Source organism: Paraburkholderia sp. NPDC080076 (assembly GCF_050281145.1).
Lineage (GTDB): Bacteria > Pseudomonadota > Gammaproteobacteria > Burkholderiales > Burkholderiaceae > Paraburkholderia.
The window spans coordinates 158,926-173,998 of sequence record NZ_JBNNWQ010000004.1 but is presented as its reverse complement, the minus strand read 5'-3'; the positions used below and the strand labels follow the sequence as shown (position 1 = coordinate 173,998).

Below are 15,073 nucleotides of genomic sequence, written 5' to 3'. Positions count from 1 at the left end.
GGCTCGATCGGCACGGCACGATGCCGTGTAAAAGCGCTCGAACCGCTCTAATTGTTTCGCATCACCAGGCGATGCCGCATGCGGCGTATCGCAGCAAGTCACTCCCGCGTCGATCGTCGCATCGGCGCTGTCTGCTAAGGAGTTCTGCGTAAATTAAGGGGCGCGTCCGAATCCGTCAATCTTGTCTGAGGAAAGAACCTGTTGCGGATTGGCGTAAGTAATTGCTGAGCAATGCGTATTATTTTGCTCCCGCGAGGTGCGTCGAAATCACGCGCTTCGTCGTGATTGCCGTGCGATAGAGGGGAGGGTAATGAGGAGGGAAAAAGAGGACGAAACAGGCCGGACTCTTCGATAGTCCGGCCGTTGGCACGCAGTCACTTCTGGTGTGGCGGCGAGTTCCCCAAAGGGCCCTCCTTCGGGGTAAGCGCCGCCGTGCGAGGCTTATTGCGCCGGTTGCGGCTTGTTCGACAGCGCCAGTCGCAGCAGATCGGCGACCGTGTTGACGTTGAGCTTTTCCATGATGTTCGCGCGGTGCGCTTCGACCGTCTTGATGCTGATGCCGAGGTCGTCGGCGATCTGCTTGTTCAGGCGGCCGGCGATGATGCGCTCGAGCACCTGATGCTCACGCGCGGTCAGCTTGCCGAGACGTTCTGCCGCGGCGCGCTGCTGCTGCACGCTGGTGCTTTCGCTGCGCGCCTTGTCGAGCATGCGCTCGACCAGCTTGCGCAACTCGGCTTCGTCGAACGGCTTTTCGATGAAGTCCATCGCGCCTTTTTTCATCGTGGACACGGCCATCGGCACATCGCCGTGGCCCGTCACGAAAATGATCGGCAGCGATGCGTTGTCGGCGATCAGGCGTTCCTGCAACTCGAGCCCGCTCATGCCGGACATCCGCACATCGAGAATCAGGCACGCGATCTGGCCCGGATGCTGATGCGGCTGCCATGCGTCGATGAACTGCTCGGCGCTGGAGAAGCATTGCACGCGGTAGCCGTTCGCCTCCAGCAGCCAGCGCAGCGAATCTCGCACGGCCTCGTCGTCATCGACGACAAAGACAGTTTCCTGTGTGGTGACTGGGCTGTTCATAGCTCTCCCGTAACGGTTTGTGGTGTCGGCGCCTGTGTCCCGCCGTTGCTCGGGCCATCAGGCTCTCCAATAGGCAGACTGCAATGGAACGTGGCGCCTGTGATGTGGCCGTCAGATTCGACGTTGTTGACCACCCACAGACGGCCGCGGTGCGATTCGATAATCGAACGGCAAATGTTCAGCCCCATGCCCATACCATCGGACTTGGTGCTGTAAAACGGTTCGAACAGCCGCTCGGCTGTCGCTTCGTCGACGCCCGGTCCCTGGTCGACGACGCTGATGCAGACAAACCCGCTCTCCAGCCTCACGACTACGCGGATCACCGGATCGACCGCATTCGGACGGGCTTCGGCCATCGCTTCGGCGGCGTTCTTCAGCAGGTTGACCAGCACCTGCTCGATCAGCACCGGGTCGACGTAGATCACCGGCAGGCGCGAGCGCAGATCCGTGACGATGCGAATGCGGCGCTTGCGCGCCTCGATTTCGGCCAGACCCACGGCATCGGCGACGATATCGGCCACGCGCGTGGCTTGCCGCTTCGGCTCGCTGCGCTTCACGAACTCGCGGATGCGCTTGATGATCATGCCCGCGCGCACCGCTTGCTGGGCGGTCTTTTCGAGCACTGGCAGCAGATTGTCAGGGGTCGTCCGACCGGATTTAACCAGTGCCACGGTTCCGGAGCAATAGTTATTGATCGCGGCGAGCGGCTGGTTCAGTTCGTGCGCGAGCGACGAGGCCATTTCGCCCATCGTCATCAGACGGCTGGTGAACTGCAACTTCTCGTCTTGCTGGCGCGACAGCTCCTGGGCCTGCTTGCGGGTCGTGATGTCGGTTGCGATCTGCATCTGCGCGAGGTGGCCGTCCACCCACTGAATGTACTGGCGGCGCACTTCGAACCACTTCTGGATACTCTGCACGTAGATTTCCTGCGCATCGGCGGTGCTTTCGGTCAACGCGGCGGCGGGTAGGCCGGCGTAGGTATCCACCATATCGATCGAATCGGACGACGCCTGTGCGCTATCGAACCCGCCGCCCGCCAATTCCAGATGACCGTCCGGGCGAATGCCGAAGAGATGCCGGTAATAGCGGTTGGCGAACAGCAGTTCGGCTTCGTCGGCGGCCAGCACGGAGACGGCGGCGTCGAGACTTTCGAGCACCGTGGTGAAGCGCTCGTGCGCGGCGGCGAGTTCTTCGCGCGCGCGCTTCGGCTCGGTGATGTCGGTCATCGACGACATCCAGCCGGTCTGGCGGCCCGAACTGTCGATCAGCGGCGACACGTAGAGACGCGCATGGAACAGCGAGCCATCCTTGCGGCGTACCCGCAATTCGAAGCCGGAAGAGGGCGCCTTGCCGCGCAGCGTCATGTCGAGCTGGCGCTGCATTTCGGGGTAAGCGTCGCGCGGCCAGTAGGCGAACGGCGCGTTCTTGCCGACCAGATCGCTTTCGTCCCAGCCGGTCATGCGGCAAAACGCCGGATTGACGTGGGTGATGCGCCCATGCATGTCGAGCACGCGCATGCCGATCAGCACGGAGTTTTCCATCGCGCGACGGAAGAACGCTTCGGCGTACAGCGCCTGCTGCGCCTCGAAGCGTTGGCGCGTGTGTTTCCACAAGCTCCACAGGCTCCACAACACGAAACAGGAGAGACCCGCCACCAGCCACACCAGCGTGTTGTTGGTGAAGTTGGTCATCTGCGGGAACGCGTAGACGCGCACCGAGACGCCTTGGCCCGGCGGGTCGAGCGGCAGATCGTAGAACATGTCGCGCGGCAGGCGCGGGCGGGTCGACGTGGTGGTCAACTCGCGGTTGTTCACGTCGATGATCGAGATTTTGTACTTGGCGGACAGCTCAGGCGGGATGTCGTGCTTGAGGATCCCTTCCACCGAGAAGACGGCGGCGATCGTGCCGAGGAAGTCGCGGTCGCGGAACACCGGCGTTTGCAGCGTGATGTAGCCGTTGCCTAGGTCGTCGTAGATGAGCGGCGAATACACCTGGCGGCGCGTGTTGCGCGCCTCGGCGAAGGCCGCTTTGACGGCTTCGTCCATCTGCGTGTCGTTCGGCTTGGCCAGACGCTGGCCGAACACCGGCAGCGCGGTATTGGGCCAGCGCGGCTGTTGCTGGCTCGTGTACCAGTTCATGTAGAGGATCTCGGGATGCCCCTGCATGATGTCCGTGGTGGACACCTGGAACGAATGCGGATCGGCGTGGCCGGCGACCAGATCGCGCGCGAGCGCCTGGATCTGCTCCTGCGCGCCGGTCATGGACAGGCGGATCTGCTGCTGCGCCCACGCGACATTACGGTAAAGCGTGTCTTCCTGCTGTTGCTGTTCGCGCCGGTTCAGGCTCCACAAAATCAGACTCATGACGACCAGGAAGACCAGGATCGACAGGAGCGGCGTGAGCAAATAGGAATTGGACCACCACGGTCCGTGGTGCCAGCGGGAGGACGGCGTCGAATCCGCGGGCGAACCGGCGGTGCGCGCCGAGCGTGCGAAAAGCCGTTCGGTCAACATGCGTGGCATTGTAGCGCAGCGTGAAGCTAGCAAATGGCGCAAAAAAGCGCGGAAAGGACCATTAATCGGCGCAAACTAGCCAACGTATCCGTCGATCGGCAGTCAAATCAGGTTGCGCCGCAACAATTTTTCGCATTATGAGATTCGATCTCGTAATTCGAAAATTTTGTTGCGTGGACGTCGGGACCCTTATTACAATCGGCCGAAGCTGCCGCGGCCGTGCTTCGTCCGCGTCGTCTGTTCAAAGAGCGTTCCTCTACATCCAGGAGACGAGCATGTCCGCTGTACCCGACGAAGTCATGAAATATGTCGCTGCTGAAAAAGACGACGATCCCCAGGAAACCGGCGAATGGCTTGAAGCGCTGGATGGCGTGATTTCTGCTGTGGGCCCAGATCGCGCTCACTACCTGATCGAGAAACAGATTGAATTCGCCCGCGTGCACGGCGAACATTTGCCGTTCTCGGCCAACACGCCTTACATCAATACGATCCCGGTTTCGCGTCAGGCGAAGATCCCCGGCGATCAGGACCTCGAACACCGTATCCGCTCGTACACGCGCTGGAACGCCATCGCGATGGTGCTGCGCGCCGGCAAGGACACCAACGTCGGCGGCCACATCGCCTCGTTCGCTTCCGCCGCCACGTTGTACGACGTCGGCTACAACCACTTCTGGCACGCGCCGTCGGCCGAACATGGCGGCGATCTCGTGTTCGTGCAGGGCCACTCGTCGCCGGGCGTCTACTCGCGCGCGTTCCTGCTGGGCCGTCTGACCGAGAACCAGCTCGACAACTTCCGTCAGGAAGTGGGCGGCGAGGGCATCTCGTCGTACCCGCACCCGTGGCTGATGCCGGACTTCTGGCAATTCCCGACCGTCTCGATGGGTCTCGGCCCGATCATGGCGATCTATCAGGCGCGCTTCATGAAGTACATGCAGGCGCGCGGCATTGCGAAGACCGACGGCCGCAAGGTCTGGGCTTTCCTCGGCGACGGCGAGACGGATGAGCCGGAATCGCTCGGCGCGATCGGCATGGCCGGCCGCGAACGGCTCGACAACCTCGTGTTCGTGATCAACTGCAACCTGCAGCGCCTCGACGGTCCGGTGCGCGGAAACGGCAAGATCATCCAGGAACTGGAAAGCGAGTTCCGCGGCGCCGGCTGGAACGTCATCAAGGTCATCTGGGGTAGCCGCTGGGACGCGCTGTTCCAACGCGACAAGTCGGGCGCGCTGATGCGCCGCATGATGGATGTGGTCGACGGCGAGTACCAGACGTACAAGTCGGAGTCGGGCGCGTATGTGCGCGAACACTTCTTCAACACGCCGGAACTGAAGGCGCTGGTCGCCGAATGGTCCGACGAGGAAATCTGGAACCTGAACCGCGGCGGCCACGATCCGCACAAGATCTACGCAGCGTTCCAGGAAGCGTCGAATTCGCAGGGCCAGCCGACCGTCATTCTCGCGAAGACGATCAAGGGCTACGGCATGGGCGAAGCCGGCCAGGCGATGAACATCACCCACCAGCAGAAGAAGCTGCACGTGGATCAGCTGAAGAAATTCCGCGACCAGTTCCGCCTGCCGATCGCCGACGAAGACCTTGTCAACGTGCCGTACCTCAAGTTCGAAGAAGGTTCGAAGGAACTGGAGTACATGCGTGCTCGCCGTCAGGACCTCGGCGGCTATCTGCCGGCGCGTCGCCAGAAGGCCGAGTCGCTGCCGGTGCCGGAACTGTCGGCATTCGAGCCGCTGTTGAAGGGCACGGGCGAAGGCCGCGAGATCTCCACGACCATGGCGTTCGTGCGGATCCTGAACATCCTGCTGAAAGACAAGGCGCTGGGCAAGCGCATCGTGCCGATCGTGCCGGACGAGTCGCGTACCTTCGGTATGGAAGGTTTGTTCCGCCAGATCGGTATCTGGAATCAGGAAGGCCAGAAGTACGTGCCGGAAGATTCCGACCAGCTGATGTTCTACCGTGAGTCGGAAACCGGTCAGATTCTGCAGGAGGGCATCAACGAGGCCGGTGGTATGGCCGACTGGATCGCAGCCGCGACGTCTTACTCGACGCACGGCGAGATCATGATTCCGTTCTACATCTTCTACTCGATGTTCGGCTTCCAGCGCATCGGCGATCTGGCATGGGCGGCGGGCGACATGCGTTCGCGCGGCTTCCTGCTGGGTGGCACGGCCGGCCGCACGACGCTGAACGGCGAAGGCCTGCAACACGAAGACGGTCACTCGCTGCTGTGGGCGGCTTCGGTGCCGAACTGCATCAGCTACGATCCGACGTTCGGTTACGAACTCGCGGTCATCATGCAGGACGGCCTGCGCCGCATGGTCGCGGATCAGGAAGACGTGTACTACTACGTCACGGTGATGAACGAGAACTACGAGCACCCGGCGATTCCGCAGGGCGAATCCGTAGCGGCCGACATCATCAAGGGCATGTACTCGTTCCGCAAGGCCGAAGCGGACAAGAAGGCGCCGCGCGTGCAACTGATGGGCGCGGGCACGATCTTCAACGAAGTGATCGCCGCCGCCGATCTGCTGAAGAACGACTGGGGTGTCGCCGCCGATCTGTGGAGCGTGCCGAGCTTTACCGAACTGGCTCGCGAAGGCCACGAAGTGCAGCGCTGGAACCTGCTGCACCCTACCGAAGAAAAGAAGCTCTCGCACGTCGAGAAGCTGCTCAAGGACGCACAAGGTCCGGTCATCGCCTCGACCGACTATGTGCGCGCGCTGACCGAACAGATCCGCGCGTTCGTGCCGCAGAAGTTCGTCGTGCTGGGCACGGATGGCTACGGCCGTTCGGACACGCGCGAAAAGCTGCGCCACTTCTTCGAAGTCGACCGCTACTGGGTCACGGTTGCCGCGTTGAATGCACTCGCAGATGAAGGCACGATCGAACGCAAGGTAGTCGCCGAGGCGCTCAAGAAGTACGACCTTGATCCCGCCAAACCCAACCCGATGACCGTCTAAGGCATCATTCCCCGTGTGCCATGGCGTGCGCGCCCGCCCCTGATCGCCAGGGGCAGGCCGCGTGCGCGGCCCAGGAGACACTAACAATGAGTCAAGCGATCGAAGTCAAGGTGCCGGACATCGGCGATTACAAGGACATTCCTGTGATCGAGGTGCTGGTGAAGGCGGGTGACACCGTCGAAAAAGAGCAATCGCTCGTTACGCTGGAATCGGACAAGGCGACCATGGACGTGCCGAGCTCGGCCGCCGGCGTCGTCAAGGAAGTGAAGGTCAAGGTCGGCGACAACGTGTCGGAAGGTTCGTTGATCGTCGTGCTGGAAGGTGCTGAAGGTGGCGCGGCTGCTCCTGCGCCTGCTGCGGCTCCGGCTCCGTCGGCGGCACCTGCTGCGGCCCCCGCGGCTGCGCCGGCACCCGCTCCCGCTGCGAGCGGCGGCGGTCTGCAGGAAGTCAAAGTGCCGGATATCGGCGACTACAAAGACATTCCCGTGATCGAAGTCGCGGTGAAGGTCGGCGATCGCGTCGAGAAAGAGCAGTCGCTGGTGACGCTCGAATCCGATAAGGCGACCATGGACGTGCCGAGCTCGGCTGCCGGCATCGTCAAGGAACTGAAGGTCAAGGTCGGCGATACCGTGTCGGAAGGCTCGGTGATCGTGGTCGTGGAAGCGGAAGGCGGCGCGGCTGCGCCGGCTCCGGCTCCCAGGCAGGAGGTCGAGAAGCCGTCCGACGCGCCGGCTGCACCGTCGCCGGCTCCGGCGGCTCCGTCGGCGCTCGCCCAGGCACCGGTGATTCCGGCCGGCGAAGGCGGCGCGCGCCATGCGAGCCATGCATCGCCGTCCGTGCGCAAGTTCGCGCGCGAACTCGGCGTCGACGTGACGCAGGTGCAGGGCACGGGTCCGAAAGGCCGCATTACGCAAGCCGACGTGACCGCCTTCATCAAGGGCGTCATGACCGGCCAGCGGGCCGCGCCGGCTGGCGCTGCCGCACCGGCTGCCGCGGGTGGCGGAGAGCTGAATCTGCTGCCGTGGCCGAAGGTCGACTTCACGAAGTTCGGTCCGATCGATCCGAAGCCGCTGTCGCGTATCAAGAAGATTTCGGGCGCCAATCTGCATCGCAACTGGGTCATGATTCCGCACGTCACGAACAACGACGAAGCGGATATCACCGATCTCGAAGCGCTGCGCGTGCAGTTGAACAAGGAAAACGAAAAGGCCGGTGTGAAGATCACCATGCTGGCTTTCGTGATCAAGGCGGTGGTTTCCGCCCTGAAGCAGTTCCCGACGTTCAACGCCAGCCTCGACGGCGATAACCTGGTGTTCAAGCAGTACTTCCATATCGGCTTTGCGGCTGATACGCCGAACGGTCTGGTCGTTCCGGTCATTCGCGATGCGGATAAGAAAGGTTTGATCGAGATCGCCAAGGAAATGGCGGAGCTGTCGAAGGCTGCGCGCGATGGCAAGCTCAAGCCGGATCAGATGCAAGGTGGGTGCTTCTCGATTTCTTCTTTGGGTGGCATTGGCGGCACGAACTTCACGCCGATTATCAATGCGCCTGAAGTCGCCATTCTCGGGTTGTCGCGTGGCGCGATGAAGCCGGTTTGGGACGGCAAGCAGTTTGTGCCGCGTCTGATCTTGCCGCTTTCTTTGTCGTATGACCATCGTGTGATTGATGGTGCTGCGGCGGCGCGGTTCAATGCGTATCTTGGGGCGCTTCTTGCCGATTTCCGGCGTGTGATTCTTTGATGTGGTGATTGGGTTGCGTGGGGCGCGGGTTTTTTGTTTGTTATCCGCGTCTCTCGTTGAACTTGCATTCATGTCGGTCTATTAGTGTTGCCCCTGTGCGGGGCGGCACCTACTTTTCTTTGTCTTCCAAAGAAAAGTAGGCAAAAGAAAGGCGCGTCCTTGGGCGGACAGCAAAGGCTGATTCTGTCCAGGACGTCGCCAGCCTTCAGGCCGAAGTGAAGTGCGTTCGTCTCATCACGATCAATAAGAGAAGGGGACACTAATGAGTCTCGTCGAAGTAAAAGTGCCGGATATCGGTGACTTCAAGGATGTCGATGTCATCGAAGTCAATATCAAAGCGGGCGACGTCATCGAGAACGAGCAGGCGCTGATGACGCTCGAGTCCGATAAGGCCTCCATCGAAGTGCCGAGCGATACCGCCGGCACGGTCAAGGAAGTCCGCGTCAAAGCCGGCGACAAAGTCTCGCAAGGCACGGTGATCGCGCTCGTCGAAACATCGGCGGACGCGGCTCCCGCGAAAGATGCACCGAAGGCTCCGGCCAAGGAACCTGAGAAAGCGCCCGCTCAAGCGGAAGCAAAACCGCAGGCGGCGGCTCCGGCCAAAGCGGCTGCGCCCGCTCCGCAAGCCGGTAGCTTCTCCGGCAACGCGGATATCGAGTGCGACATGCTCGTGCTCGGTTCGGGCCCCGGCGGCTATTCGGCGGCGTTCCGTTCTGCTGACCTGGGTATGAAGACGGTGCTGGTCGAACGTTACTCGACGCTCGGCGGCGTGTGTCTGAACGTCGGCTGTATTCCGTCGAAGGCGCTGTTGCACACGGCGCTGGTGATCGACGAAGCCGAAGCGCTCGGCTCGCACGGCATCACGTTCGGCAAGCCGCAAATCGATCTCGACAAGCTGCGCGACTTCAAGTCGGGCGTCGTCAAGAAGCTCACCGGCGGTCTCGCCGGCATGGCGAAGATGCGCAAGGTCGAAGTCGTGACGGGCACGGGTTCGTTCGTCGATCCGCATCATATGGAAGTGCAGGTCGAGGGCGGCAAGAAGGTCGTCAAGTTCAAGCAGGCGATCATCGCCGCGGGCTCGGAAGCGGTAAAGCTGCCGTTCATTCCCGAAGATCCGCGTGTGGTCGATTCGACCGGCGCGCTCGAACTGCGGCAAATTCCGCAACGCATGCTGGTGATCGGCGGCGGCATCATCGGGCTGGAAATGGCCACGGTGTACGCCACGCTCGGCGCGCAGATCGACGTGGTCGAAATGCTCGACGGCCTGATGGCCGGCGCGGACCGCGATCTGGTCAAGGTCTGGGAGAAGTACAACAGCAAGCGTTTCGCCAACGTCATGCTGAAGACCAAGACCACGGCGGCCGAAGCGAAAGACGACGGCATCTATGTGTCGTTCGAAGGCGAGAAGGCCCCGGCAGAAGCGCAACGCTACGACCTCGTGCTGGTTGCCGTCGGCCGTTCGCCGAACGGCAAGAAGATCGGCGCGGACAAGGCCGGCGTCGCGGTGACGGATCGCGGCTTCATCGACGTGGACAAGCAGATGCGCACCAACGTGCCGCACATCTTCGCGATCGGCGATATCGTCGGTCAGCCGATGCTGGCGCACAAAGCCGTGCATGAAGCGCACGTCGCCGCCGAAGTCGCACACGGCGAAAAGGCCTACTTCGACGCGCTGCAGATTCCGTCGGTGGCTTACACCGATCCGGAAGTGGCGTGGGCCGGCAAGACGGAAGATCAGTTGAAGGCCGAAGGCATCAAATACGGCAAGGCGGTGTTCCCGTGGGCCGCTTCGGGCCGCGCAATCGCCAATGGCCGCGACGAAGGCTTCACCAAGCTGCTGTTCGACGAGGAAACGCATCGTGTGATCGGCGGAGGGATTGTCGGTTTGAATGCGGGCGACCTGATCAGCGAAGTCTGTCTCGCGGTCGAGATGGGCGCGGATGCAACGGATATCGGTAAGACGATTCACCCGCATCCGACGCTTGGCGAATCGATCGGCATGGCCGCCGAGTTGTACGAAGGCGTCTGTACCGACCTGCCGCCGCAGAAAAAGAAGTAGGGCGATTCGGTCCGTCTGCATTCGTGCAGGCGGATTCGATGATGCAAATAAAAACGGCGCGCCCCGCAAAGGGCGCGCCGTTTTTTTCTTTGGGCAGCAGAGTGGGGCGGTTGCCGCGCGACGACGGCGTCATCAATACATGCTGAACGACTCGGGCGACGGCGAAAAGCGTCGGGTAAAAAAATCCCGGCCTTTCGCCGGGCAAACGATACGCCGTTCAACGTATCGGAGCGTTCGGCCAATTAACACCGTGTGAGCGGCAACGACACGACGCTGTTGCTTGCGGTAACGCCGGCACAGCGTTCGAGCTGTGCCGGCGTTGGGTGATGCCTGCAGAGTGATGCTTGAGACTGAAGCTTAGACTGCCTTCTTGGCCGAGCGCGATGCTTGCGCGGCGGCTTGCGAAGCTGCCTTCGATGCGGCCGTTGCAGCTGCATTGAAGTTGCTTTCAGCGATTTCGACAGCTTGCTTCGTTGCCTTGTGAACCGTTTCGTACGTGGTGTTAGCGGCGGTGATAGCCGACTTCATCACGGCGACAGCGGTTTCCGAACCAGCCGGTGCATTCTTGGCGACGTTCTCGACGAGCGATTGGACCTTGCGGTTTTGCTCTTCGAATTGCGCTTCCGCGACGCGGGTGAATTCACCTTGCGTTGCCGAAACGATCTCATACACGTGGCGGCCGTACGACAGCGCCTTTTCAGCCACCGGCTGTGCAAGGCTTGCTTGCAGAGCCAGCAATTCTTGCGCGTCCTTGACCGACAGGGCGCGTTGAGCATTTTCCTGGCTTTCCGCGAGCGTCGATTTCACGACTTGCAGGTTCAGCTCAACCAGCTTTTCGACGCCTTCGAATGCTTTGGTCGTCAGGCCGAACAACGTTTCAAAGTTGGCTTTCTGGGCTGCGGCGAATTGCTCGGGGGTCAGCAGAGTCATGGTTTACGCTCCTGGATCGCGGTCTGTCTGTGCGGACCGCATTGGGTGAATGGTGAGACACATGGGTGCGTCCCGCCGGACCGCGATGTATTGTGCATCGCAGCAATGGTTCCCATTTTAGGATGGTTGCAAAGAATGTCAAGCGCTTTTTGTGCGTCGCACAATATTAAGAAACTACTGATAAAACATAGTGTTATGCGATCGGCATGACATCCTTATGACGCAGGTCGATTTAACCGCCGCACCGCGCCGGTGCCTAATCATGCCGTATTTATTACTGAATTGTAAGGTCAATTTGACCGACAAACGCGGGCTGAGTGGGGACGCTAACATCCGGCAATTGTTAAAAAAGTCTTCGGAGGCCGATTTGGTGTAAACCGGAAAGTGTCACGGAACGTTAATGCTTCATGCTGGTCGAATGCGCGTTGCGGTCTGCAGCAGGCGTTTAACAACTTCGCTGCGCGACTGCTGCCGCGTGCTGTTGCACTGGCAGTTTGACCGCCCGTGCTCTGACCGTATTTCCCCTGATCAAGGTTGTCTCGAAATTGCCGTTATGCTGGAAGAATCACCTCGATTCCGGCGTATGGCGGCAGCGGCGAGGCGTAACGTGCCGGCGATCGTTTTTTTCGATCGATGCACGGCACTTATTCGTGTTTTTGCGATCGGAGCTTACAAGCCGGTTTAAGGAGCGCGTATAAGTGCTTCAAATTGCTAATTTTTCGTTGTTTTACTACACTTGCGGAAACCTCTCGCCGCTCCCTACCGAACACCCATGAAAACCGACATGTTTTCGTCGCTAAAAGTGATCCACGGCGCGGCCCGCAGCACCGCTCTGTCGGTGGCCGCCTCCATGGTCATCGCGGCGGCGTTCGCCACGCCCGTGAGCGCTTTTGCCGCCACGCCCGATGCACCTGCAAAAACCTCCAAACACGCCAAAGCGGCCAAGAAGCCGGCTGCCGCTCCTGAAAAGGTGTCGGGCAAGGCCTCGAAATCGACCAAAGCCGCGGCTGCAAAAACCGTAGCCGCTGACGACGACGCGCCGCGCGCGGGCGTCAAGCGCAAGCGCGTGACGTACACGTCGAACGGCCGTCACCACTCGGTGGTGCGCCGCATTGCGTACGAACCGCGTCAGCCGAGCGTCGGCCAGGCTTTCGGTCTGCACGAAACGCCGGACGCGCTCATGCTGCGCTCGAGCGTCGCCTACGTGATCGATCAGAACTCGGGCGAGTCGCTGTTCGACAAGAACTCGCGCGCCGTGGTGCCGATCGCGTCGATCACCAAGCTGATGACCGCGATGGTGGTGCTCGACTCGAAAGAGCCGATGACCGACCAGATCGAAGTCACGGACGAAGACCGCGATTACGAAAAGAACACCGGCTCGCGTCTGTCGGTGGGCTCGGTGCTCTCGCGTGAAGACATGCTGCATATCGCGCTGATGGCGTCGGAAAATCGCGCGGCCGCGGCGCTGTCGCGTTATTTCCCGGGCGGCCGTCCGGCGTTCCTCGCGGCCATGAACGCGAAGGCCAAGCAGCTCGGCATGACCGACACGCACTTTGAAAACCCCACGGGTTTGACGAGTCAGAACGTATCGAGCGCGCGCGACCTCGTGAAGATGGTCAACGCGGCGTATCAGTATCCGGTGATCCGCAGGTTCTCGACCGATCACAGCTACGAGGTGTACACCGGCAAGCGCTCGCTGGCGTACAACAGCACCAATGCGCTGGTGCGTAACCCGACGTGGGACATCGGTCTGCAAAAGACCGGCTTTATCAACGAAGCGGGTGAGTGCCTCGTGATGCAGGCGACCATTCACGGCCGTCCGATGATCATGGTGTTGCTCGACTCGTCGGGTAAGTACTCGCGGTTCGCGGACGCCACGCGTCTGCGCACGTGGCTGGATAACGGCGGCGGCGAGGCGCGGATTACTAGTGCGGACGCCAGCGGTCCGGGTACCTGAAGCGTTGGTTCGGTGGCCGGTTTCCGGACCGGCCGCATGAAAACAAAAAGCCTCGCAGTTGCGAGGCTTTTTTGTTTCTTGAGCGTAAGCCCAGCGCCGGGCTACGCGTGATGGCTATGCGAATGGTCCTGCGCGGGTTGCGGCCGGTAGCCGAGCGACGCAGAGATCATCAGCGCCGTCTGGCTAAGCTGGCCGAGCCAGGAATCCTGCAAGCGATCCGCCGGCGCCGACAGCGACAGACCGGCAACCAGTTTGCCGGTGTCGTCGTAAATGCCGGCGGCGATGCAGCGCACGCCGAGTTCCAGCTCTTCGTTATCGCGCGCGCAGGCCTGCTGGCGCACGTGCGAGAGCTCGCGCTCCAGTTTGGTCAGGTCGGTGATGCTGTTCTGCGTGTGGCCCGACAAGCCGGTGCGCGTGGCGTAGGCCCTCACGCGAGTGGATTCGTCGGCGGCGAGGAACAACTTGCCTACCGAGGTCAGATGCAACGGCGCCCGTCCGCCGATGGCGCGCACCACCTGCATGCCGGAACGCTCGGAATAAGCACGTTCGATATAGACGATCTCGTCGCCCTGACGTACCGACAGATTCACCGTCTGGCCCGTCTGACGATGCAGTTCGCGCATCGGCGTGAGCGCCGCGTCGCGCACCGACAGGCGCGCCTTCACCAGATTGCCCAGTTCGAGCAGGCGCATGCCGAGACGGTAGGTGCCGGGATCCGACCGGTCGACCAGCCGGCACATCACCATGTCGTTCAGGATGCGGTGCGCGGTGGACGGATGCAGCTCCGTGCGGATGGCGAGTTCTTTCAGGCTGACCGGGTCGCTATGCGCAGCGAGTGCGTCGAGCAAGCGCATCATGCGTTCGATCACCTGGATCGAAGTTTTGGGATCCGGGTTCGTGTCGCTCATGGGAGGAATCGGTTGACGCGTCAAACAGCGGAAATTGATTGTATCCCGTATTGTGAAAAGAAGGAAAGCGATTGGAACGCCAATTCCAATTTCAGCCGCTTTCGTCCTATGCCTTCTGGCCGTTGGTATTGTGCGGCAAACAGCGGATAATCAGGGACGTTTTCCCGAAGGAGGGCTCATGCGAGTCGGATTGTTCGTTACCTGCCTGATCGACCTGATGCGTCCCGAGATCGGTTTTTCGGTCATCAAGCTGATCGAAGGCGCCGGATTCGAGGTGGTGGTGCCACCCGCCCAAACCTGTTGCGGTCAACCCGCGTACAACTCCGGGGAACGGCGCATCGCGCGCGATCTGGCCGAGAAAACCCTGCGCGAGTTCGAACAGTTCGATTACGTCGTGGTCCCGTCCGGTTCATGCGGCGGCATGATCCGCGTGCATTACGGCGATCTCTTCGCCGATGATCCGGAACTGATGAACCGCTTCGGCCGGCTGCGCGCCAAGGTGTTCGAACTGACCGATTTCCTCGTGAACGTGGCCAAGGTGCAATTGCAGCCGGGCGAGTTCGCGGGTCAGGTCACGTATCACGATTCCTGCTCCGGGCTGCGTGAGCTCGGCGTGAAGGCGCAGCCGCGCGCTTTGCTGGCGCAGGTCGGCGTCACGGTGAACGAGATGAAGGATTGCGAGCATTGCTGCGGCTTCGGCGGCACGTTCGCGGTCAAGTACGGCGATATCTCCACGGCGATCGTCGACGAAAAGTGCGCGAATATCAGCGCAAGCGGCACCGGCACGGTAGTGCTCGGTGACCTCGGCTGCATGCTCAATATTGAAGGCCGTTTGCGGCGTACCGGCGACGCCACCACGCGCGTGCTGCACATCGCGCAGGTGCTGGCCGGCGACGTGTAACGCTGCTT

Annotated in this window: 9 protein-coding genes; 5 read left to right on the top strand and 4 right to left on the bottom strand. The window is 61.4% G+C overall.

The window, feature by feature from the left end:
• Positions 1–441: 441 nt before the first annotated feature.
• Both fixJ and fixL read right to left on the bottom strand, forming a co-directional pair.
• On the bottom strand, positions 442–1,086 hold the full coding sequence (fixJ, locus tag ACQKRQ_RS17810) for an oxygen response regulator transcription factor FixJ (RefSeq protein ID WP_006051254.1): 645 nt from the start codon (positions 1,084–1,086) through the stop codon (positions 442–444).
• Positions 1,083–3,599: an oxygen sensor histidine kinase FixL gene (gene fixL / locus ACQKRQ_RS17805; protein ID WP_132376838.1), complete on the bottom strand. Its 2,517-nt coding sequence runs from the start codon at positions 3,597–3,599 to the stop codon at positions 1,083–1,085. Before fixL ends, fixJ begins: the two co-directional genes overlap by 4 nt.
• Positions 3,600–3,874: 275 nt before the next feature.
• Between fixL and aceE the strand changes: the two genes are divergently transcribed.
• The 3 genes from aceE (at position 3,875) to lpdA (ending at position 10,369) form a co-directional block, all read left to right on the top strand.
• Entirely contained in the window at positions 3,875–6,571 is a 2,697-nt protein-coding gene (aceE, locus tag ACQKRQ_RS17800; protein WP_427478497.1) for a pyruvate dehydrogenase (acetyl-transferring), homodimeric type, read from the top strand.
• 86 nt (positions 6,572–6,657) lie between these two features.
• On the top strand, positions 6,658–8,310 hold the full coding sequence (gene aceF / locus ACQKRQ_RS17795; protein ID WP_427478495.1) for a dihydrolipoyllysine-residue acetyltransferase: 1,653 nt from the start codon (positions 6,658–6,660) through the stop codon (positions 8,308–8,310).
• A 262-nt stretch (positions 8,311–8,572) separates the two neighbouring features.
• Positions 8,573–10,369 carry a dihydrolipoyl dehydrogenase gene (gene lpdA, locus ACQKRQ_RS17790; RefSeq protein ID WP_427478494.1) on the top strand — a complete coding sequence of 599 codons (1,797 nt, stop codon included), beginning with the start codon at positions 8,573–8,575 and terminating at the stop codon, positions 10,367–10,369.
• 357 nt (positions 10,370–10,726) lie between these two features.
• Here the strand turns inward: lpdA and ACQKRQ_RS17785 are convergent, their stop codons facing one another.
• Positions 10,727–11,299, bottom strand: a complete 573-nt coding sequence (locus ACQKRQ_RS17785) for a phasin family protein (RefSeq protein WP_095418901.1) — start codon at positions 11,297–11,299, stop codon at positions 10,727–10,729.
• Between the two features lie 772 nt (positions 11,300–12,071).
• Between ACQKRQ_RS17785 and pbpG the strand changes: the two genes are divergently transcribed.
• The gene (gene pbpG / locus ACQKRQ_RS17780; protein ID WP_427478492.1) at positions 12,072–13,256 is read left to right on the top strand and encodes a D-alanyl-D-alanine endopeptidase; all 1,185 of its coding nucleotides are present in this window, start codon (positions 12,072–12,074) and stop codon (positions 13,254–13,256) included.
• 101 nt (positions 13,257–13,357) lie between these two features.
• On the opposite strand, the gene ACQKRQ_RS17775 is transcribed toward pbpG, so the two are convergent.
• Positions 13,358–14,164 carry an IclR family transcriptional regulator gene (locus ACQKRQ_RS17775; RefSeq protein ID WP_132373822.1) on the bottom strand — a complete coding sequence of 269 codons (807 nt, stop codon included), beginning with the start codon at positions 14,162–14,164 and terminating at the stop codon, positions 13,358–13,360.
• A gap of 178 nt (positions 14,165–14,342) precedes the next feature.
• Here ACQKRQ_RS17775 and ACQKRQ_RS17770 point away from each other — a divergent pair, with 178 nt between their 5' ends.
• Positions 14,343–15,065, top strand: coding sequence for a (Fe-S)-binding protein (locus ACQKRQ_RS17770; protein ID WP_408175848.1), 723 nt, complete (start codon positions 14,343–14,345; stop codon positions 15,063–15,065).
• The last annotated feature ends 8 nt before the right edge of the window (positions 15,066–15,073 follow it).